Here is a 19,859-nt window from a genome sequence, read left to right on the forward strand (position 1 = left end):
CGTTGAGCTGAATGGAAGTGCGCCGGCTGGCCCCTCACCGGTGGCTGAAGCCGCAGCAACAACTACGGGAAGCCTCGCAAACCGCGCGAGGCTGTTCGGCTCGGCAACCGGTTCCGACTCCGGAGGACGCCTCCTTTCATCCATCGTGGTCGCGCGAAGCGCGGTGTTCGCCTCAGGAGAACAGCCGGATCAGCGCCGCCATCCATCGCGGCCGCCGCCGGCCCGCGAACCGCAGCGGACGCACCGGCCCGCGGCCTGGGATGCGGACGCCGGCCTCGGCGAGACAGCGGTCGCGCGCCGAAAGGGTCTGGTCATCCAGTGGAAGCGTCACCTGAGGCATCATCGTCTCCGGCATCATCATCCCCCCGAGTCCGTGTTTTTCCGTCACGGAGAGAAGCTTCGCGCAGGCGGATCGGGCCGTCAAGTGATTGCGAGTTGAGCGCAGCAAACAGGCCACCGGCCGGACACGAGTCCGGCAAGTGGCCTGTTCTTGATGCTGTCCGCAGCCGCTCAGTCCGCCGCGGGGACGTGGATGTCGAAGTCGTCGGCGGCGATGGCTACGCGGTCGTTCACCTTGCGGCGCAACGCCATGATGGTGTTGGGCGCGCGCGGCTGATAGACGCGGTTCGAGAGAAGCACCGTCCACGTGTGGCGCTCGGGGTCGATCCAGATGGAGGTGCCCGTGAAGCCGGTGTGGCCGAACGAGTCCTTCGACGCCCTGGCCCCGAACCCGCCGCTGCCGTTGGGGCCCGGCGTGTCCCATCCCAGCGCGCGCGTCTCCACCTGGCGCCCGGCGAACATCCGCACCGTCTCCTCGCGGAAGATGCGGACGCCGTCCAGCTCGCCGCCGTTGGCCATCATCGCGGCGAAGCGACCCAGGTCGTGCGCGGTGGAGAAGAGCCCCGCGTTTCCCGCCACGCCGCCCAGGCGCCGGGCGATGGGGTCGTGCACCAGCCCCTGCACCGGCGCGTCGTTCTCGTCGCGCAGCGTGGGGGCGCAGGTCTGGCACCCCTCGCCGGGAAGGTACGTGGTCCTGCGCATCTTCAGCGGGCCGTACACGCGCCGGTCCAGCAGCCCGTACAGCGGCTCGCCCGCGGCGCGCTGGGCGGCGGCGAAGAGCACGTTCATCCCCACGTCGCTGTACACCACCGCCTCGCCGGGCGCGTGCACCAGCGGCGTGCGCAGGAGCTGCTTCCAGTTGCCCTCCGGCGTGCCCGCGTCCAGCTCCACGCCCGCCGGGAGCCCGGACGAGTGCGTGAGCAGCTGGCGGATGGTGACGCGGTCCCGGGCGCCGCCGCCGAACTCGGGGAGATAGCGGATGACGGGCGCGTCGAGGTCCATCTTCCCGTCCTCCACCAGCAGCATCACCGCCGGCGTGGTGGCAACGACCTTGGTGAGCGAGGCCAGGTCGTACACGGTGCGGTCCGGGTCCACCCGCGCAGCCGACGAGCTCCAGCCGATGCGGCCGATTCCGCGCTCCAGCACCGGCTGGTCCTCGCGCCCCACGGCCAGCGCGGCGCCGGGAAAGGCACCGGCGTTCACCTGCGCCAGCACGGCGGCCTCGGCCTGGCTCAGCGGGGCCAGCTCCAGCTTGCGCGTCTTCTTCGCCTGGTGCGCAGCCGCGACGTCGGAGCGCGGCGCCGTGGCGGTTGCGGCCAGGCTGCGCGTGACGGCGGCCGCGTCCACGGAAGCGGCCGCGCGGGTGCTTCCCGCGATGGCGGCGCCGTACACCAGCGTAGCCACGGTGGTGGCGATCAGCAGTGACTTCGCGTCTGCCTGACGACGGTGTCCGTTCATCGCCCTTCCTCCTCCTGCGCTCGTTTCCATCTCCCGGAGCGGGCGCGCCGATCCGGGAGCAATTCCATCTGTAACGTGTTGTGGTTGCACAGCTTACAATCTGAGTACACGAAATGTAGCAGAAGGTCCCCTCGCGCTGTACCCTGCGTCGGGGATCTTCACCCGGCGCTAATCTTGGTCGGACGCCGATTCAGAACGGAGGAAAGCTCTCACGGAGGCGCGGAGGACACGGGAGAAGCGAATCAGTTCTCCGTGGCCATCCCGTCTTCTGCGAGAGCCTTCTGGATTCAGGCAGTGCGGAAGGAGCTGATACCGAATCCGGCGGAAGAATCAGCGCACCTCGCCGAATCACGTGCTGCGGAAATGTTAGATCCTTCGGCCTGCAACCTCTTGTGTAGACACTGGTTGCGGTGTGGTCGGCCTCAGGATGACGTCGGGTTGATGCGGCGAGGATGCACGAACTGAATTCCCGGATTCGGCATGAGTGCCTGGACTCTGCTGACGTGCTTGGACCGGCTATGGATCCTTCGGCCTGCAAATGCTTGCGCGGGAACAGGTTTCCTCGAGGCCGGCCTCAGGATGACGTCTCGAGAGAGCAATCGGAAGGTCAGGTCTCGCCGCTGAGGAGGGACTTGAGGGTGTCGCGGTAGCCGCGGGTGGAGGTGACCTCGGCGCCGTTCTGCATGATGACCACGTAGTCGCCGCGGAACCACGGCTGGATCTCGCGGATGCGGTCGATGTTCACGATGGCCGAGCGGGAGATGCGCAGGAAGCGGCGCGGGTCCAGCACCTCGGAGAGCTGCGTCATGGTCTCGCGGATGGTGTGCACGGCGGGGCCGGCGTGCACCTTCACGTACTTCCCATCGGCCTCCAGCCAGTCGATGTCGGCCACGCGCTGCAGGAAGGCGCGCTCGCCCACGCGGATCACCAGCCGCTCGCGCCAGCTGCGCGTGCCGCGCAGCTCGTCGAGCAGCGCCAGGATCTGCCGCCGGTCGCCGCCGGCGTCGGGGCGGCGCAGATGGGCGCGCGCCCGGTCGACCGCGCGGGCCAGCCGCTCCTCGTCGAACGGCTTCAGCAGGTAGTCCAGCGCGTGCACGTCGAACGCCCGCAGCGCGTACTGGTCGTACGCGGTCACGAACACCACCTCGGGGATGTCGGGGGCGAGCTGCGAGAGCACCGCGAAGCCGTCCAGCCCCGGCATCTGGATGTCCAGGAAGATCAGGTCGGGGCGCTGCTCGCGCACGGCGTCCACCGCCTGCGTGCCGCTGCCGCACTCGCCGATCACCTCCACGTCGTCGTGGGCGTCCAGCATGCGGCGCAGGAGCTCGCGGGCCAGCGGCTCGTCGTCGACGATCAGGGAACGAAGGGGCATGGGGATGGAAGATCTCGATCGATCGGGGTAGATCCGGACTCGTTCGTCCTGCGGATTCCGTTGGATCTCACGCGGAGACGCGGAGTCGCGGAGAACTCATCTCCATCTCCCGCTTCTTCTCTACTCCGCGACTCTCCACGCGAGGCGGGGCGCCGCGGAGACGCGGGGGTGGTGAACACCGGACCTCCGCGACTCCGCGTCTCCGCGTGAGATCCAGCGATGGATGGAGAAGCGCTATGCCTATGCCGCGGTGGAATACGGGGCGCCGGCACCCTCCACCCACTCGTCCCGGTCCCACCAGGCATCGGCGGAGGGCGCGCGCTCCAGCGTGCCGGCGGGAAGCTCGATGCGCACCTCGCATCCCCCCTCCGGCCGGTCGGAGATGGAGAAGCGGTGCGAGTCGCCGTACAGCTGCTGAAGCCGCAGCCGGGTGTTCCCCAGCCCCACGCCCTCGCGGGCCACGGCGCCGCCCGCCAGCCCCGCCCCGTCGTCCAGCACGCGGATCGCCAGCCGGCCGTCGGCCACGGCGCTCTCCACGCGCACGGTGCCCGGCCGCTCCAGCCGCGAAAGGCCGTGGGTGATGGCGTTCTCCACCAGCGGCTGCAGGAGGAGGCGGGGGACCATCAGGCGGCGCGTCCCGGGCGCCAGATCGTAGAACACCCGCAGCCGCGCCCCGAAGCGGATGCGCTGGATCTCCACGTAGCGGTCCAGGAACTCCACCTCTTCCTCGAGCGACACCTCGTAGCGCGAGTCGTTGTCCAGCGACAGGCGCAGCAGGTCGGAAAGCCGCGTGATCATCCGCCGCGCCGCGGGCACGTCGCGCTCCATCAGCGCGGAAACGGCGTGCAGGGTGTTGAACAGGAAGTGCGGCTGCAGCTGCATGCGCAGCAGGTCGCCCCGCGCGCGCTCCAGCTGCGTCTGCAGCCGCGCCCCTCGCACGGCGCGGATGCGGCTCTCGCGCGCCAGCTGCACCGCCGTGCCCGCCCCCAGGATGATGAAGTAGAAGGGCATGATCGTGGCGAAGATGCGCTGGAACTCCACCAGCACGCTCTCGGCGAAGGCCGCCATCCCGGGGATCGGCACCTCGCGGAACGGCGCCTTCACCGCGGCGATCAGGATCAGCGTCAGGAACACCGCCGCCGCGCTGAGCGGCAGGTGCAGCGCCACGTTGCGCCAGCGGTGCGGCCCGTGCACGGGAAGGCGGCGCGCCAGCCAGAAGATGGAGGGCGTGGCCAGCAGCCAGATGAACCAGTTGGGAAGCTCGAAGGCGAAGAGGGTGATCCAGGGCTCCGGCTGCTTCATCCGGATGAGCACCCAGTAGTTCTCGGTGGCGATGAGCGCGGAGACCACGACCGCCGCCGCGACCGCGGCCAGGTAGCCGGAGAGCGGCCACCGCGTGACGTCGCCGGCGTGGATGTCGCCGCCGGGGCGCGGCGGCCGTCTGGAGGGCGTGGGAGCGGGCTGCATAGGGCGACGGCGATGCGTATGAAGTGAACCCGGCGCGCGGACGTGAGCGGGAAGGAAGCAAATCTACTCCTCCCGCCCCCGCCGTCACGCGCCGGGGAACGAAGCCCGGAGGCCGGGGAGTGAGCGTGCACGGAAGCGGTATGGACGCGATTTGTCCAATCCTCCCGAACCGCCCGTCTCCCACGATCGGCCGAAACGACCGGACCCCGCACGGTGCCGCGCGGGGTCCGCCCTGCTACTCCGCGCCCAGGTTGCGGCGCAGCAGCGCCTCGGGGTCGGGGTCGCGCCCCATGAACTCGCGGAAGAGCTGGTCGGGGTCGGTGTCGTCGCCGCGCGACAGCACGCAGTCCACGAAGGCGCGGCCGGTCTCGCGGTTGAACAGTCCCTCGCGCTCGAAGCGGCTGAAGGCGTCGGCGTCCAGCACCTCGCTCCACAGGTAGCTGTAGTACCCGGCCGCGTACCCGCCCGAGAAGATGTGCGAGAAGCTGGTGATGAAGTGGTCGCGCGCGAACTCGGGGCGGTGGGTGAAGCGCCCCATCACCTCCTGCGCGCGCTCCACCACGTCCTGCCCCGACGCGGGATCGTAGGCCACGTGCAGGTCCAGATCCACCGTGCCGAAGGCGAGCTGGCGCATCTGGAAGTGCGCGGCCATGAAGGTGCGCGCCGCCTGCATCTTGGCGTACAGCTCGTCCGGGATGGGCTCGCCCGTCTGCCAGTGGCGAGCGAACAGGTCCAGCGCGGGGCGCTCCCAGGTCCAGTTCTCCATGATCTGGCTGGGAAGCTCCACCCAGTCGGCCGGCACGTGCGTCCCCCCCAGCTCGGCGACCTCTACACGAGAGAGCATGTGGTGCAGCATGTGGCCGAACTCGTGGAACACCGTTTCCACCTCGCGGTGGGTGAGCAGCGCCGGGCGCGCGCCCTCGGGCGGCGAGACGTTGGCGGCGATGAGCGCCAGGTGCGGCTCCCACCCCTCCGGGCGCGGCCCGCCGACGATGAGGCCGTTCATCCACGCCCCGGCGCGCTTGCTCTCGCGCGGGTACCAGTCGGTGTAGAAGCGGCCCAGGACGGTGCCGGACTCGTCCTCCATCTCCCACGCCCGCACCTGCGGGTGCCAGAGCTCGTCGGCGGGCGCGTCCACCGGGCGCACGGAGACGCCGAAGAGGCGGCGGGTGATCTCGAACATCCCCTCGAGCACGCGGTCCAGCGGGAAGTACGGGCGCAGCGCCTCGGCATCCAGGTCGTAGCGCGCCAGCCGCATGCGCTCCACCGCGAAGGCCGTGTCCCACGGCTCCAGCCGCTCCAGCCCCAGCTCCTCGCGCGCGAACGCCTCCAGCTCGGCCTTCTCGCGCTCCCAGAACGGGCGGGTGCGCTCGGTCAGGTCCTCCTCGAAGCGCACGGCGCGGCCGCCGCTGCGGGCCATGCTGTCTTCCAGCACGTAGTCGGCCCAGTCGCGGTAGCCGAGGAGCCCCGCCAGCTCGCGCCGGATCTCCAGCACGCGGCGGATGATGGGGCGGTTGTCGTGCGGCCCCTCCGACGCGCGGCTCATGTACGCCTGGTGGATCCGCTGGCGCAGGTCGCGGCGCTCGGCGTACTGCATGAAAGGCTGCCACGAGGGCTGGTGCAGGGTGAAGCGCCACCCGTCGACGCCCTTGGCCTGGGCGGCGGCGCGCGCCTGCGTGCGGGCGCTCTCGGGGAGCCCCGCCAGGTCGGCTTCGTCGGTCAGCACCAGCTCCCACGCGTTGGTCGAGTCCAGCACGTGGTTCGAGAAGTCGGCCAGGATGCGCGACTGCTCGATCTTCAATTCCTCCACCCGCGCCTTGCGGTCGGGGGGCAGGTCGGCGCCGGCGCGGCGGAAGGCCAGCACCGTCTTCTCCAGGTGCCGCGCGCGCACGCCGGAGAGCGCCTTCGCCTCGCCGGTCTCCGCGAAGTCGCGGATCACCTGCCAGAGGCGCGGGTCCAGCGGGAGGCGGGCGTAGAAGGCGCTGAACTCGGGGAGCACCTCCTCGTACGCGCCGCGCAGCTCGGGCGAGCTGAGCACGTGCACCAGGTGCGACACCGGCCGGATCACCCGGCCCAGCCGCTCGCCCACCTCGTCGAGGCGCGCCAGCGTGTTCTCGTACGTCCGCTCGCCCGGATGGGCGACCAGCTCCTCCAGCTCGCGCTCGGCCTCGGCCAGGGCGTGGCGGATCGCCGGCACCACGTGCTCCGGCGTAATGCGGCCGAAGGCGATGGGCAGCTCCCGCGAGAGAAGCGGGTTGGTGTCGACGAGGTCTTCGGTAACCGTCACCTTTCGGCTCTTTCGAATCGTGTCTGAACCTGTGTGGGACCGCGAACGGATTTGTAACCCGGCGGGCCGGATGGGGTCCGTTCCCGGAAACCCCGTGCCACGATCCATCGCCTCGCCGCCCGATCGCCATCTTCCCGTTCCTCGAGCATCGCTGGATCTCACGCGGAGACGCGGAGACGCAGAGGAACTGAACGCGAGGTGAGTTCTCTGCGTCTCCGCGTCTCCGCGTGAGATCGACGGAAGTTGGGGGAGGGAAGGAGATGGGGATACACAGCGGGGCCGATCTCGCGTAGCTTTCGGATCGACGATTCACCACCGCGGGGCGATGCCGGAGCGTGTCACAATGCGTTGCGGCGGCGCGTTCTCCACATTGGATGACGGGGAAGGATGGGCGACGCGCGCGCCCGCCGGCCCGCCCAGCGGAACCAGCACCCATGGCACCACGCCCGTGGCACCCATCCCCACACTCCAGCTCCGCCCCGGAGCCGGACCACGCGTGAGCCGCGGCCAGCCCGTGGACTACGACGGCCTGTTCCGGCGGCTGTACCCGTCGCTCTTCCGGTACCTGCACCGGATGACGGGCGACACCGACGCGGCCGACGACATCGCGCAGGAGAGCTTCGTGCGCCTGCTGGGGCGCGACATGCCCGAGGACGAGGCGCGGCTCTGGCTCTTTACCGTGGCCACGAACCTGTTCCGCGACGGCGCCCGCACCCACAAGCGGCGCGAGCGGCTGCTGGCGGTGCGCCCCTGGGCCCCCACGCCGCTCCCCCGCCCCGACGAGGCCGCCGAGAAGGCGGCCACCGTAGAGGCGGTGCGGGAGGCGCTCACACGCCTGGCCCCGCGCGACCGGCAGATGCTGCTGATGCGCGAGGAAGGCTTCCGTTACGACGAGATCGCGAAGGTCGCGGGCGTGGCCCCCGGTTCGGTGGGCACGCTCCTGGCACGGGCCGCACGGCGGTTCGTGGCGGCCTGGGACCCTGAGGAGACCGACGGTGAACAGGCACTTGGGTGAAGGCGCGCTGCAGGCGCTGATGGACGGCGAGCTTCCGCCGCCCGAGCGCGCGGCCGCCGAGGCACACCTGGCGGGGTGCGCCCCCTGCGCGGCGGAGCTGCGCGCGCTGCGCTCGGTGCACGAGCGCGCGGGCGGGCTGCTGGCGCTGGCCGACGTGCCGGCGCCGGTGGCGCAGGCCACCATGGCGCTGCGCGCGCGCCGGCTGCGCGCCGGCCGCTACGCCGAGGCGCGCCGCACGCTGGCCCGCGCGGCGGTGCTGGTGCTGGCGCTGGCCGGGGTGGCCGCGGCCGTGCCCGGCACCGGCGTGCACGAGTGGGTGGTGAGCACGGTCGTCCCCGGCGAGAAGGCCACGGTGGCGCCGACGGTGCACGCGGCCCCCCCGGCCCCCGCGCCGAGGCCCGCCATCCCGCCCGAGGCGTCGCCCTCGGGGGTGTCGATCCGCGCGGACGGCGGGGCGGTGCGCGTGGTGCTGAGCAACGTTTCCAGCAAGGTGGAAGTGCGCGCCCGGCTGGTGGATGGAGACCTGGCCGGGGTGCTGGCGCGCGGGCCCGCCGCCACGGCGGCACGTTTCCGCACCGCGCCGGGTAGGATCGAGGTGGTCGGCGCGGGCGCGGGCATCCTGGAGGTGCAGCTTCCCCGCTCGGCCCGCGCCGCCAGCGTGGAAGTGAACGGCCGCGTGTACGTGGCCAAGGACGGCGACGCGCTGCGGGTGCTGGCGCCCGCGGCGGGCGAGGGTCCGGTCTTCCGCGTGGGTGGGTGAGCGCGGGCCCCGCGCCCGCTCCCTCTTCCCCCGTCCACGCAGGACGACGCTCATCATGCTGGCTCCGCTCGCCGCTTTCCTCATCCTGACCGCCGCCGCCCCGGATACGTCCTGGGGCGGCATTCGCGGTACGGTGGAAAGCGACCCCAGCGGGGCCCCCCTCCCCTCGGCCGTGGTGGAAGTCTCGGCCGGCGGCCACACCCTTACCGACAGCTCCGGCACCTACCGGCTGGCCCACGTGGCCGCCGGGCCGCAGACCGTGCGCGTGCACTCGCTGGACCACGAGCCCTTCGAGGTGCGCGTGGTCATTCCCGCGCGCGGCGAGGTGGTGGTGGACGTGTCGCTCCGCCACCGACCGCTGATGCTGGACGCCGTCTCGGCGGTGGGCGCGGGCCAGAGCGGGGCGGAGACCGACCCCGCTCCGCGCGGCGAGGCCGCCCTCACCGACTTTCCCGCGCTGGAGGGGCCGGGAACGGGGATGGACCCGCCGCACGGCTCGTCGGGCGGCGGGGGGACCGGGGGCGACGTGCTGCTGGTGCGCGGCTCGGCGGCCAACCTGAAGCTGGTGCTGCTGGACGGCGCGCCGGTGTACGCGCCCTTCCACATGGGCGGGCTGATCGAGTCGTTCGAGCCCGGCCTCCTTTCCTCCGCGCGGCTGTACCTGGGCGGTGCCCCGGCGCGCTACGACGGCGGGGTGAGCTACGTGCTGGACCTGGCCACCCGCGCCCCCGCGCGCGACCGCTGGTCCGGCGGCGCCGCGGCGGACCTCGTCGCCGTGCGCGGCCAGGCCGAGGGGCCGCTGTGGAAGGGCGCCGCGCTGCTGCTGGCCGCCCGCGGCGTGCACGGCGCCACGCTGGCACGGCTCGAGGGGCAGCCTTTCCCCTACGCCTACAACGACGGCTTGGCGCGGCTGGACGTGGGGCTGGGGCGCGGCGCCTCGCTCTCGGTGATGGGGTTCGCCAACGCCGAGGGGGTGCGCATCGACACCACCCCCTGGCGCGACAACTTCCTGCGCTGGAGCAACGACGCGGGCTCGCTGCGGCTGCGCGGCCCCATCACCGGCGCCGACGGCGAGCTGACGGTGGCCATGTCGGACTTCGACGCGTGGCTGCCCAACGCGGCCGACCGCTGGGTGCTGAAGTCGCACCTGTCGCGCGCCCGGCTGGCGCTGGACTTCAACCGCGAGCTCCCGGGCGGCGTGCGCCTGGGGTACGGCTACGCCTACGACCGCATGTGGGCGCACCACCGCGTGCTGGACCGCCGCGACGGAGAGCGCCTCTGGTTCCAGCGCGACACCTTCGCCACCGTGGGCGGGTGGTACGTGGACGGGCTGTGGCGCGCCGGGCGCCAGTGGGTGCTGCGCGGCGGCCTGCGCGGCGACACGTACGCCGGGGGGCCGTTCATCTCCTTCTCTCCCCGCATGTCGGCCACCTGGCTGATGGGGAGCCATGCCACGCTCACGCTGGCCGGCGGGCGCTACCACCAGCTGGTGCTGGCGCGCACCCGGCCGCCGTTCGACTACGGCGCCACCGACGTCGCCGACTCGCTGGGGATTCCCACCGTGCCGGTGGTGGCCGCGTCGAACCACCTGGCGCTCTCGCTGGACCAGGAGCTGGTGCCGGGGCTGCGGCTGGGGCTGGAGGGGTACTGGAAGCACTTCCAGGACCTTCCCGATCCCGACCTGGTGGGGAACTACGCCTCGGGGGTGGACGTGTGGGTGCGCCGCGGCGAGGGGGCGGTGAGCGGGTGGATGGGGTACGCGCTGGCGTGGTACTGGTCCGGCCCCGATTCGGCCGGCGTGTCGTCGCGCTTCAGCGGGCGGCAGACGCTGAGCGCGGGGGTGACGGCGAAGGGGCGCCCCGGGCGGGTGGAGGTGCGGGTGGCCTACGGCTCGGGGCTGCCGTACAGCGCGGTGGGCGCCAGCCCCGGCGGGCTGGACGGGGCGATCACGGCGCCCGCGTCGGTGGAATTGCAGGAGGGCTCCGCCATCCCCGGCACCGCGCCGCAGGACTTCCTGCGCATCGACGGGCAGGTGTCGCGCACCTTCACCCCGCGCATCGCCAGCCGCGAGACGCAGCTGACGCCTTACGTGCGCGTGATCAACGCGCTGGACCGCCGCGACGCCCTTTTCTACCGCTACCACCCGGGCGACGAGGAGGCGCGCCCCGTGGCCACCCTCCCCCTCCTCCCCGTCTTCGGCATCGAGTGGAAGTTCTGATCGAGCGAGATCTGCTGCTTGCACTGAGCCTCAAGAAGACGTCATCCTGAGGCCGGCCTCACCGCAACCGGTTTCTACACTGCCACTTGCAGGCCGAAGGATCGATCGCCATCCAGCACGTCAGCAGGGGATCCGGCGAAGGATCTGGCTTCGCGAAAAGTGCGCGGGCTGGCTCCCCTCACCGGCGACTGAAGTCGCAGCAACAACTACGGGAAGCCTCGCAAACTGCGCGAGGCTGATCCGCTCACTCCGCGGCATCGGCGCTAGACGGCCGATCTCCTTTTCATCCTCCCCCGGACGTGCGCAGCGCGGGGACGACTCAGGACGACGCCAGCGCTTTACATCTTTCATCGACGGAAACAAAGAAGCAGGGCAGCAGAGGGAACGCCTCCGCTGCTCTGCTTCTTTCCGTGAGACCCGCGTTACATGCGCGGGTGGCGCTCGTGGTCGAGGGTGTCGGGATCGCGGCTGCCGGGGCGGGCCTCGGGGGCGTCGCTCTGGTCCTCCTTCCCCTCGCGCTTCAGGTCCAGCCGCTGCTGGTGCGTGGCGCCGGGCCCGGCATCGGTGTGCTGCTTGCTGGCGCCGGTGGTGGCGCCCACCTCGCTCGGCAGCTTGCCGTGCGCGCGGGCCTCGCGCGCGTCGGCCTGTTTCTGCTGCTCGTCTCCCTCCATCTTCCTGCCGCCCATCTCCATCCTCCCGGTTGCGGGTTCGAAAGGATGGTCGGGGGGCGGCAAACATCGTTCCCGCGCACCGGCAGCGGAGGGAGATGGAGGGCGATCCATCTCCCGATCCCCATTCACTTTACGGCAACTGCCATGGAGATGGAGGACGATGGACGCGTGGTGATCCGCGATGCTCGCGAGGACGACGCGCCCGCGCTGGCGATGCTCGCCACGGCGATGGACCACCCGAGCGACGAGGCGGCGATGCGGCGGCGGATGGCGCTCCTGGCCGGGCGCGACGAGTACCGCACGCTGGTGGCCGAGCGGGAGGGGCGCGTGGTGGGGATGGCGGCGCTGGCGTGGGGCTGGACGATCGTGGACGACGATCCGCAGCCGCGCGTCGTCGCATTGTCGGTGGCGCCGGAGGAGCGGGGGAGGGGGACGGGCGCCGCGCTGATGGCCGCCGCCGAGGCATGGGCGCGCGATGGCAGCGCGGCGACGCTGCGGCTCACCACGGCGGTGCGGCGCGAGGGCGCGCACCGGTTCTACGAGCGGCTGGGGTACGCGCGGACGGGGTTCCGCTACGTGAAGAAGCTGGGCTAGCGCGTCCAGGCCAGGAAGGCCAGCCCGCCGCCGACCAGCAGGATCATCCCCAGCATGCGGGCCATGGCGGCGCCGGCTTCGGGGCCGCGGGCGGCGCGCTTGCCGACGCGGTCGTCGGCCAGCACCAGCACCATGCCGGTGCTGATGGCGAGGAGGGCGGGGAGGAGGAGAAGCATGGGGGGAACTCCGGGTGCCACGGGGGCCTTCGGGGGTGAGCTGCGACTGCGATTATCGCCTGCGGGCCGAGCGGCGCGTCCACTCCGCGCCCGGCCGGCTGCTGCAAGATCACGTCGCAGAGGCGCGGCGGCAAGGGTTCCGTTGCGGGGAGTGCGAAAGTACGGAAGTACGAGAGTACGAAACAGCTTGCGTGCACTCGGCGGCGACGGCTGTTCTCGTGCGGGGGCTGGCCGGGCGAATGAATTCGCGGCAACAACTGCACAAAGTCCGCCTTCGCGGACTCGCGGGGAGGCATTCGCGCGCGGAGGCGGGCACCGGGCCAATCTGCTCGTCACCCCCGATCCATTTCACACGATCGAGCGCCCCTCCGAGGATGTGGAAGGGCGCTCGGTCAACTTTGGTGCGAGCCGTGGCCGTATCGTACTCCCGTACTTTTCGTACTTTCGTACTCCTCTACCGTCCCCCGCTGGCGGCGGTGCGGCGCGCGGCGTCGCCGGCCAGGAGCGGGAACGGGTTGGTGTTCTCGCTCTCCCACCAGCGCCGCGGGTCGGTGAGGTGGCCCACGGAGAAGTGCAGGTGGTAGTTGCCCGCGCCGGCGTTCCCCGTGTCGCCCACGTAGGCGATCACCTGGCCGCGCCAGATGGACATCCCCTCGCAGAGGCCGGCGGCATAGCGCTGGAGATGGGCGTAGTAGTACAGCGTGCGCCCGTCCGGCCCCACCTGGTAAATGGTGATGCCGCCATTGCCGCCCGTGCGCAGCTTCAGGATGGTGCCGTCCGCCGCCGCGATGACGGGGGTGCCGCCCGGTGCCATGATGTCGATGGCGTGGTGCACGTGCCCGGTGCGCGCCGATTCATAGCTGTCGCGCAGCTGCTCGGCGCGGACGCCCTGCACGGGGATGACGAGCGATGCACCCGGCGCCACGTATGCATCGGGCCGCCGCCCGGGCGGACGCTCGTAGCGCACCTCGCGCGTGGGTGCCGGCGCCGCTGCGGGCTCGGCGGGAGAGCCGTGGCCGAAGCATGCGGCCAGCAGCAGGGGAAGGAGTGCCGTGCCTGCCTTCGGAGCGCGCGCGATCAGGGCGTTCGTGGACGCACGAACGCGCGCGTTTCCGGGGTGGGGAGTCATAAGACCTCCTCATCCGCGGTGAACGGAAGTGCAGTGTTTCCGAAAGGTGGAACGGCAACGGAGGGGGCATCCGTGCGCACAACATGCGATTGCGGATGCGAGACGCGCAAGGGTGTTATTGCACGGGCGCAATGTCAGGGCGCCGCGATGCGGTTCGGCGGGTGTTCATCAGAGACGGGATGATGGTTCGCATCGCCCGGGGAACCGCATCGGATCCGCATCGATAACAGGATTGCGCGCGCGGGAGACTGGCGTATGGCCCCGCGGCCGTCTATGCTCCGGCGCGTCCGCATCTCCCTGATTCCCATCCCCCTGACGGCCGGCGAAGACCGATGGCAGCGAGCCCCGAGAGCATCATCCGCAAGCAGTGGGAAACCTGGAGCGGGCGGCCGGGCGGGAAGAAGATCTTCAGCCTGCTGCTGGGGCGCGTGGTGCCGTACACCGGCAGCATCGGCGCCACGGTGGAGGAGCTGCGCCCCGGGTACGCGCGCGCCACGCTCCGCGACCGCCGCCGCGTGCGCAACCACCTGCGCTCGGTGCACGCGATCGCGCTGATGAACCTGGCCGAGCTGGCGACCGGGCTGTCGCTGAACTTCGCCATGCCGGCGGACGCGCGGTCGATCCTGGTGGGGCTCTCGATCGAGTACCACAAGAAGGCGCGCGGCACGCTCACCGCCGAGGCCACCGCGCCCGTGCTGCAGAGCAACGAGGAGCGCGACCTGCAGGTGCGCACCGACATCAAGGACGAGGCCGGCGACGTGGTAGCGACGGCGACCGCGCACTGGAAGGTGGGGCCGCGGAAGTAGCGCCGCAGGCGCGCACGACGCCTGAACCTCATCAGAGTCGACACCGGATCGCCGGGTGCGGATGCGCGCCCCCGGCGATTGCGTCATCCCGGACCCGCACTCTCGCACCTTCGCACTCTCGCACCCTGCAGACGATGCCGATCACCACCATCAACCCCGCCACGGGCGAGGAACAGCCGACGAAGCTGGAGAAGCTCACGCCGGAGCAGGTCGAGCGGAAGCTGGCGCTGGCCGGCGAGGCGTTCCGCGCGCACCGCCGCACCTCCATCGCCGATCGTACCGCGAAGATGGCCGCGGCCGGCGAGATCCTGGCGGGCGAGAAGGAGAAGTTCGCCCGCATCATGACGATGGAGATGGGGAAGACGCTGAAGTCGGCGATCGCCGAGGCGGAGAAGTGCGCGTGGGCGTGCCGCTACTATGCCGAGAACGGCGCGCGCTTTCTGGCCGACGAGGAGGTGGAGACGAAGGCGAAGCGCAGCTACGTCCGCCATCTCCCCATCGGTCCGGTGCTGGCGGTGATGCCGTGGAACTTCCCGTTCTGGCAGGTCTTCCGCTTCGCCGCGCCCGCGCTGGTGGCGGGGAACGTGGGGCTGCTGAAGCACGCCTCCAACGTCCCCCGCTGCGCGCTGGCCATCGAGGACATCTTCCGTCGCGCGGGCTTTCCCGAGGGCGTGTTCCAGACGCTGCTGATCGGCTCGGACGCGGTCGCGGGCGTGCTCGACGACCCGCGCGTGAGGGCGGCCACGCTCACCGGGAGCACGCCCGCGGGGAGCAGCGTGGCCGAGCGCGCCGGGAAGAATCTCAAGAAGACGGTGCTGGAGCTGGGCGGGAGCGATCCCTTCATCGTCCTTCCCAGCGCCGACCTGGACTTGGCGGCGGAGACGGCGGCGAAGGCGCGGTGCATCAACAACGGCCAGAGCTGCATCGCCGCCAAGCGCTTCATCGTGCACGCCGACGTCTACGACGCGTTCACCGAGCGCTTCGTCCGCGCGATGCGGGCGCAGAAGGTGGGCGATCCCATGGCGGACGATACCGACGTCGGGCCGCTGGCGATGGAGAGCACGCGCGACGACGTGGAGCGGCAGGTGCGCGAGTCGGCCGCCAGGGGCGCGAAGGTGCTCACCGGCGGCGAGCGGATCGAGGGGCCGGGATGGTTCTATCCCCCCACCATCCTGGCCGAGATCCCCGAGGACGCGCCGGCGTACCGCGAGGAGGTGTTCGGCCCCGTCGCCCTCCTCTTCCGCGCGAAGGACGCCGACGAGGCCATCTCCCTGGCCAACGACAGCGACTTCGGCCTGGGCAGCAGCGTGTGGACGCGCGACGAGGCCGAGGCGCGGCGCTTCGTGGACGAGCTGGAGGCGGGGATGACGTTCGTGAACGCGATGGTCGCCTCCGACCCGCGCCTCCCCTTCGGCGGCGTGAAGGAGAGCGGCTACGGGCGCGAGCTGGGCAGCATCGGGATGCGCGAGTTCATGAACATCAAGAGCGTGTGGATGGAGGACGAGGGCCCGGACGAGCACCCGGCGGCGGAGTAGAGGTCAGCATCGTGGATTGAACACCGAAAAGATTGGATCCGCAGAGAAGTGGAGGAGCGGACGAGGATTCGCTGTTTCTCCGCTTCTCTGCGCCTGCGTGAAGCCGTCTTTTAGCGGGATTCATACCGGATCTGGCAATCATCTGTGCATTACAAACGCCACGGAGAGACGTCATCCTGAGGCCGGCCACGCCGTCGTTGCCCTCCGCACAAGCGGTTGAAGGCCGAAGGATCTATAGGCGAGGTCACACGTGAGCTTCCGGATTGCACGATCGATCGCCGAATTCGGTATCATATCATACCAGATCCGGCGGAAGAATCAGTGCACCTCGCCGAATCACGTGCTGCGGCGGCGATAGATCCTTCGGCCTGCAACCTGTCGTGTAGACACTGGTTACGGTGTGGCCGGCCTCAGGATGACGTCGGGTTGATGCGGCGAGGATGCACGAACTGAATGCCCGTATTTGGGATAAGTGCCAGACGAAGGGACACCCCGTCTGGGCGGCGGTGCGTGCGTCAGGTGGCGTGCGCCACGATCCCCGCATCCCCCTCTGGCGCGGAGCGGCCGTTTTCGGTAACTCTGTCTCCCGCCCCCGGTTCGGACCCCGTGAATGCCCCGCCCGATCATGCCCGAACGCCGCCGCGCCTCCCTTCCCGATCCCACCCCACCTCCGCCCCTGCACTCGCGCGACGAGCTGTACCGGCTGCTGGTGGAGAACGTCACCGACTACGCCATTCTCATGCTGAGCCCCGACGGCCGCGTGGCCACGTGGACCGAGGGCGCCGAGCGGATGACGCTGTGGGCCGAGGACCAGATCGTGGGCCAGCCCGTCTCCGTGCTCTACCCGCCGGAAGACGCGGGCGACGGCGCGCCCGAGCGCGACCTGCGCATCGCCGGGGCGCAGGGGCGGTGCGAGGCGGTGGCGTGGCGCGTCCGCCGCGACGGCTCGCGCGTGTGGGCCAGCGTGGTCCTCACCGCGGTGCACGACGCCGAGGGGCGGATGGTGGGCTACGGCGTGGTGATGCGCGACCTGACCGAACGGCGGGAAGTGGCGCGGAGATACGAGGAAAGCCGCCAGCGCTACCGCTCGCTTTTCGAGAACAACCCCGACGCCGTCTGCTCGTTCGACCTGGACGGGCGGCTACGCACCGCCAACCCCGCGGCCGAGGCGCTCACCGGCTACGCGGCCGACGACCTGGTGGGCGAGCCGTTCTGGACGCTGGTGAACCCCGGCGCCCGCGCCTCGGCGCGCGAGTTCTTCGCCGCCGCGGCGCGCGGCGAGCCGCAGTTCACCGAAACGGTGTTCACGCACTGCAGCGGCACGCGGGTGGAGGTCAGCGTGCGCCTGCTGCCCATCGTGGTGGACGGGCAGATCATCGGCGTGTACTGCATCGCCGAGGACATCACCCAGCGCAAGCGCGCCGAGGCCGAGCGCGAGACGCTGCTCCTGCGCGAGCGCATCGCCCGCGCCGAGGCCGAGGCGGCGGCGGCGGCCAAGGGCAGCTTCCTGGCCGTGGTCACGCACGAGCTGAAGACGCCGCTGAACGTGATCACCGGCTTCGCCGACCTGCTGCGCGATGGCGAGGCGGGGCCGCTGACGGAGATGCAGGCGCGCCACCTGGACCGCATCCGCGCCGGCGCCCGACAGCTGCTGGGGATGATCGAGGACGTGCTTTCCTACGCGCGGATGGATTCCGGCGAGGCGGTGCGCCTGGCGCCGGTGGACGTGCAGGCGCTGCTGGGCGAGGCCGCGCGCGAGGTGCGCCACGACGCCGCGGCGCGGGGTATCGAGGTGGCGGTGGAGATGAACGGCGACTGCATGGCCGACACCGACGCCGCGCGGCTGCGCCAGATCGTGGGCCACCTTCTCTGCAACGCGGTGAAGTTCACCGAGGCGGGCGCGGTGACCGCGAAGGCGCACCGCGACTCCGGCAGCGTGGCCGTCACCATCGCCGACACGGGAATCGGCATCCACGCCGACCATCTGGAGCGCATCTGGGAGCCGTTCTGGCAGGCGGAGCACCCGCTGGTCCGCCGCGCGGGGGGCACCGGCCTGGGGCTCGCCATCGCGCGGCGGCTGGCACAGCTGCTGGGCGGCGACATCGAGGCGCGCTCCGCCCCCGGCGAGGGGAGCACGTTCACGGTGCGGCTGCCGGGGTAGGGAAGTACGGGGAGTACGAAAGTACGGGAGTATGGAACTGAAGTGCGGCAGTGCGTGAGTGCGGGAGTGCGCTGGCTACGCGGACGGTGAATGAATTCACCGGCTACAACTGCACAAAGTCCCTTCGGGACTGCCGGTCGGGTATCGGGGTGATGCACTGCGATCGCGGCGGTACAGCCGTGGGGGGATTACACCATTCTGTAGATCAGCTTCTGAATCTGCACCGCACCCCGACGTCATCCTGAGGCCGTCCGCACCGCAACTCTCACCCGCACAACACTTTGCAGGCCGAAGGATCTGTGGGCGCGGCAGCACGTGAGTGGGTCCGATGCGCCGATCTTTCTCCGGAAACCGTAGAGCAGAGGCACATGAAGCGTAGCGCGCGGCCGATGGCTCGCGCGCTTATTCGTCTTCGCCCTGGTAGGTGCAGCCGGAGGTGCAGGTTTCGCGGACTACGATGCGGACGAGGCCGGGGAGCGCGGGGCGGATCCGCGTCCATAGCCAGCGCGCCAGCACCTCGCTGGTCGGGTTCTCCAGCCCCTCGATCTCGTTCAGGTAGTAGTGGTCCAGCTGATGGATGATGGGCTTCACCGCGGCCTTCACGTCGGCGAAGTCCATCACCCAACCCAGCCGCGGGTCGAGGTCGCCGCGCACGTGCACCTCCACGCGGAACGAGTGGCCGTGCAGCCGCGCGCACTTGTGCCCCTCCGGCACGTTCGGCAGCCGGTGCGCCGCCTCGAACCCGAACTCCTTGAAGATCTCCATCCCCCGCCTTCCACCGCTGTCCGCATCGAAAAGGAACGAGCGGAGAAGATATCCCCCCGGCGGAAAGCCAACAATCGCCCGCTATGGCACCCGAAGGCGGCTGGAGGCGCGGCGCCTCGCAAACAGCGCGAGGCTTCAACTGCATCACCCACGCGCTCCAAGGCCTGTCGAAGGTAAACAGGATCGATCGCCCACCTCCCTAGCCCTCTGCGCCTCCTTCGCGCTACGTTCGTTCCTCAACTCATCTCACGGTCAGGGCGGCGGTAGAGCAAAATGGCGGAGAACCCGATTCTCGCGCACACGCGCGTGGTGGCGGCGGGGCGCGAGCCGGAGCGGTGGCTGCTGGTGCTGCACGGCATCTACGGCGCGGGGCGGAACTGGGGCTCCATCGCGCGGCGGCTGGCGGACGCGCGGCCGGAGTGGGGCGCGGTGCTGGTCGACCTGCGCAACCACGGACAGTCGCGCGGCTTCGCCGGGCCGCACACCATCGCCGCCAGCGCCGCGGACGTGGACCGGCTGGTGGAGCACCTGGATCTCCACGCGGCCGCGGTGCTGGGGCACTCGTTCGGCGGCAAAGTGGCGCTCACCTACGCGCTCCACCACGGCTCCGAGCTGCGCCAGGTGTGGGTGATGGACAGCACCCCCGCCGTCCGCGCGCCAGAGGGGACCGCGTGGGAGATGCTGGAGTCGGTGCGCTCGCTCCCGCGCGACTTCGACTCGCGATCCGAGCTGGTGGAGCGGCTGGTGGCGTGCGACTACAACGAGGGGGTGGCGCAGTGGATGGCCATCAACCTGGAGCCGCGCGACGGCCGCTACGTCTGGCGCATCGACCTGGACGCGATGGAGGAGATGCTGCGCGACTTCTTCCGCACCGACCTGTGGGGGGCGATCGAGAACCCGCCCGCCGGCGTGGAGATCCACGTGGTGAAGGCCAGCCGCTCCGACACGCTGGACGCCGAATCCGCCGCGCGGGTGGAGGCGGCGGCGCAGGCGACCGGCCGTGTGTTCCTGCATCTCCTCCCCGGCGGACACTGGATCAACACCGACAACCCCGACGGCGTGCTGCGGCTGCTGGTGGACACGCTGCCGTGACGCACGTCTGAACT

At 70.9% G+C, this 19,859-nt stretch carries 17 protein-coding genes; 8 read left to right on the forward strand and 9 right to left on the reverse strand.

Translation table 11 applies throughout. The features are described from left to right. Window positions 1–172 precede the first annotated feature (172 nt). The 5 genes from VLK66_RS18175 to VLK66_RS18195 all read right to left on the reverse strand — a co-directional run bounded on the left by VLK66_RS18175 (window position 173) and on the right by VLK66_RS18195 (window position 6,923). Window positions 173–361, reverse strand: a complete 189-nt coding sequence (locus VLK66_RS18175) for a hypothetical protein (RefSeq protein WP_325310881.1) — start codon at window positions 359–361, stop codon at window positions 173–175. Window positions 362–510: 149 nt separating this feature from the next. Further along, the gene (locus VLK66_RS18180) at window positions 511–1,797 is read right to left on the reverse strand and encodes a serine hydrolase domain-containing protein (protein WP_325310882.1); all 1,287 of its coding nucleotides are present in this window, start codon (window positions 1,795–1,797) and stop codon (window positions 511–513) included. A 607-nt stretch (window positions 1,798–2,404) separates the two neighbouring features. Then, window positions 2,405–3,169 (reverse strand): LytTR family DNA-binding domain-containing protein, encoded by a 765-nt coding sequence (locus VLK66_RS18185; protein ID WP_325310883.1) that lies wholly within the window; start codon window positions 3,167–3,169, stop codon window positions 2,405–2,407. A gap of 240 nt (window positions 3,170–3,409) precedes the next feature. Next, window positions 3,410–4,636, reverse strand: a complete 1,227-nt coding sequence (locus VLK66_RS18190) for a sensor histidine kinase (RefSeq protein WP_325310884.1) — start codon at window positions 4,634–4,636, stop codon at window positions 3,410–3,412. 235 nt (window positions 4,637–4,871) lie between these two features. After that, window positions 4,872–6,923, reverse strand: coding sequence for a M3 family metallopeptidase (locus tag VLK66_RS18195; RefSeq protein WP_325310885.1), 2,052 nt, complete (start codon window positions 6,921–6,923; stop codon window positions 4,872–4,874). Between the two features lie 496 nt (window positions 6,924–7,419). Between VLK66_RS18195 and VLK66_RS18200 the strand changes: the two genes are divergently transcribed. The 3 genes from VLK66_RS18200 to VLK66_RS18210 are packed head-to-tail and all read left to right on the forward strand — an operon-like array spanning window position 7,420 to window position 10,916. Next, window positions 7,420–7,938, forward strand: coding sequence for an RNA polymerase sigma factor (locus VLK66_RS18200; RefSeq protein WP_325310886.1), 519 nt, complete (start codon window positions 7,420–7,422; stop codon window positions 7,936–7,938). Beyond that, window positions 7,919–8,698 (forward strand): anti-sigma factor family protein, encoded by a 780-nt coding sequence (locus tag VLK66_RS18205; RefSeq protein WP_325310887.1) that lies wholly within the window; start codon window positions 7,919–7,921, stop codon window positions 8,696–8,698. Before VLK66_RS18200 ends, VLK66_RS18205 begins: the two co-directional genes overlap by 20 nt. A 55-nt stretch (window positions 8,699–8,753) precedes the next feature. Then, window positions 8,754–10,916, forward strand: a complete 2,163-nt coding sequence (locus tag VLK66_RS18210) for a TonB-dependent receptor (protein WP_325310888.1) — start codon at window positions 8,754–8,756, stop codon at window positions 10,914–10,916. Between the two features lie 422 nt (window positions 10,917–11,338). Here the strand turns inward: VLK66_RS18210 and VLK66_RS18215 are convergent, their stop codons facing one another. Further along, window positions 11,339–11,602: a hypothetical protein gene (locus tag VLK66_RS18215; protein WP_325310889.1), complete on the reverse strand. Its 264-nt coding sequence runs from the start codon at window positions 11,600–11,602 to the stop codon at window positions 11,339–11,341. A gap of 129 nt (window positions 11,603–11,731) precedes the next feature. On the opposite strand from VLK66_RS18215, the gene VLK66_RS18220 reads away from it, so the two are divergent. Beyond that, window positions 11,732–12,181, forward strand: a complete 450-nt coding sequence (locus VLK66_RS18220) for a GNAT family N-acetyltransferase (protein WP_325310890.1) — start codon at window positions 11,732–11,734, stop codon at window positions 12,179–12,181. On the opposite strand, the gene VLK66_RS18225 is transcribed toward VLK66_RS18220, so the two are convergent. Next, window positions 12,178–12,357, reverse strand: a complete 180-nt coding sequence (locus tag VLK66_RS18225) for a hypothetical protein (RefSeq protein WP_325310891.1) — start codon at window positions 12,355–12,357, stop codon at window positions 12,178–12,180. The two genes, VLK66_RS18220 and VLK66_RS18225, sit on opposite strands and share 4 nt — an antisense overlap. A gap of 454 nt (window positions 12,358–12,811) precedes the next feature. Beyond that, on the reverse strand, window positions 12,812–13,486 hold the full coding sequence (locus VLK66_RS18230) for a M23 family metallopeptidase (RefSeq protein ID WP_325310892.1): 675 nt from the start codon (window positions 13,484–13,486) through the stop codon (window positions 12,812–12,814). Between the two features lie 332 nt (window positions 13,487–13,818). Between VLK66_RS18230 and VLK66_RS18235 the strand changes: the two genes are divergently transcribed. From VLK66_RS18235 to VLK66_RS18245, 3 genes are all read left to right on the forward strand, one after another. After that, entirely contained in the window at window positions 13,819–14,292 is a 474-nt protein-coding gene (locus tag VLK66_RS18235) for a hotdog fold domain-containing protein (protein ID WP_325310893.1), read from the forward strand. Between the two features lie 134 nt (window positions 14,293–14,426). Beyond that, window positions 14,427–15,827 (forward strand): NAD-dependent succinate-semialdehyde dehydrogenase, encoded by a 1,401-nt coding sequence (locus VLK66_RS18240; RefSeq protein ID WP_325310894.1) that lies wholly within the window; start codon window positions 14,427–14,429, stop codon window positions 15,825–15,827. Between the two features lie 610 nt (window positions 15,828–16,437). After that, a complete protein-coding gene (locus tag VLK66_RS18245) occupies window positions 16,438–17,988 on the forward strand; it encodes a PAS domain S-box protein (RefSeq protein ID WP_325310895.1) in 1,551 nt (516 codons plus the stop codon). Window positions 17,989–18,390: 402 nt separating this feature from the next. On the opposite strand, the gene queD is transcribed toward VLK66_RS18245, so the two are convergent. Continuing rightward, window positions 18,391–18,753 (reverse strand): 6-carboxytetrahydropterin synthase QueD, encoded by a 363-nt coding sequence (gene queD, locus VLK66_RS18250; RefSeq protein WP_325310896.1) that lies wholly within the window; start codon window positions 18,751–18,753, stop codon window positions 18,391–18,393. Window positions 18,754–19,026: 273 nt separating this feature from the next. Between queD and VLK66_RS18255 the strand changes: the two genes are divergently transcribed. Further along, entirely contained in the window at window positions 19,027–19,845 is an 819-nt protein-coding gene (locus VLK66_RS18255) for an alpha/beta fold hydrolase (RefSeq protein WP_325310897.1), read from the forward strand. Window positions 19,846–19,859 lie beyond the last annotated feature (14 nt).

The sequence above is a fragment of the Longimicrobium sp. genome (assembly GCF_035474595.1).
In the GTDB taxonomy this organism is placed as follows: Bacteria; Gemmatimonadota; Gemmatimonadetes; order Longimicrobiales; family Longimicrobiaceae; genus Longimicrobium.

What these genes read in the sequence shown, in the direction of transcription:
- VLK66_RS18175 (WP_325310881.1), bottom strand. Translation starts at nt 361, where the DNA reads ATGATGATGCCGGAGACGATGATGCCTCAGGTGACGCTTCCACTGGAT.
- VLK66_RS18180 (WP_325310882.1), bottom strand. Translation starts at nt 1,797, where the DNA reads ATGAACGGACACCGTCGTCAGGCAGACGCGAAGTCACTGCTGATCGCC.
- VLK66_RS18185 (WP_325310883.1), bottom strand. Translation starts at nt 3,169, where the DNA reads ATGCCCCTTCGTTCCCTGATCGTCGACGACGAGCCGCTGGCCCGCGAG.
- VLK66_RS18190 (WP_325310884.1), bottom strand. Translation starts at nt 4,636, where the DNA reads ATGCAGCCCGCTCCCACGCCCTCCAGACGGCCGCCGCGCCCCGGCGGC.
- VLK66_RS18210 (WP_325310888.1), top strand. Translation starts at nt 8,754, where the DNA reads ATGCTGGCTCCGCTCGCCGCTTTCCTCATCCTGACCGCCGCCGCCCCG.
- VLK66_RS18215 (WP_325310889.1), bottom strand. Translation starts at nt 11,602, where the DNA reads ATGGGCGGCAGGAAGATGGAGGGAGACGAGCAGCAGAAACAGGCCGAC.
- VLK66_RS18220 (WP_325310890.1), top strand. Translation starts at nt 11,732, where the DNA reads ATGGAGATGGAGGACGATGGACGCGTGGTGATCCGCGATGCTCGCGAG.
- VLK66_RS18225 (WP_325310891.1), bottom strand. Translation starts at nt 12,357, where the DNA reads ATGCTTCTCCTCCTCCCCGCCCTCCTCGCCATCAGCACCGGCATGGTG.
- VLK66_RS18230 (WP_325310892.1), bottom strand. Translation starts at nt 13,486, where the DNA reads ATGACTCCCCACCCCGGAAACGCGCGCGTTCGTGCGTCCACGAACGCC.
- VLK66_RS18235 (WP_325310893.1), top strand. Translation starts at nt 13,819, where the DNA reads ATGGCAGCGAGCCCCGAGAGCATCATCCGCAAGCAGTGGGAAACCTGG.
- VLK66_RS18240 (WP_325310894.1), top strand. Translation starts at nt 14,427, where the DNA reads ATGCCGATCACCACCATCAACCCCGCCACGGGCGAGGAACAGCCGACG.
- VLK66_RS18245 (WP_325310895.1), top strand. Translation starts at nt 16,438, where the DNA reads ATGCCCCGCCCGATCATGCCCGAACGCCGCCGCGCCTCCCTTCCCGAT.
- queD (WP_325310896.1), bottom strand. Translation starts at nt 18,753, where the DNA reads ATGGAGATCTTCAAGGAGTTCGGGTTCGAGGCGGCGCACCGGCTGCCG.
- VLK66_RS18255 (WP_325310897.1), top strand. Translation starts at nt 19,027, where the DNA reads ATGGCGGAGAACCCGATTCTCGCGCACACGCGCGTGGTGGCGGCGGGG.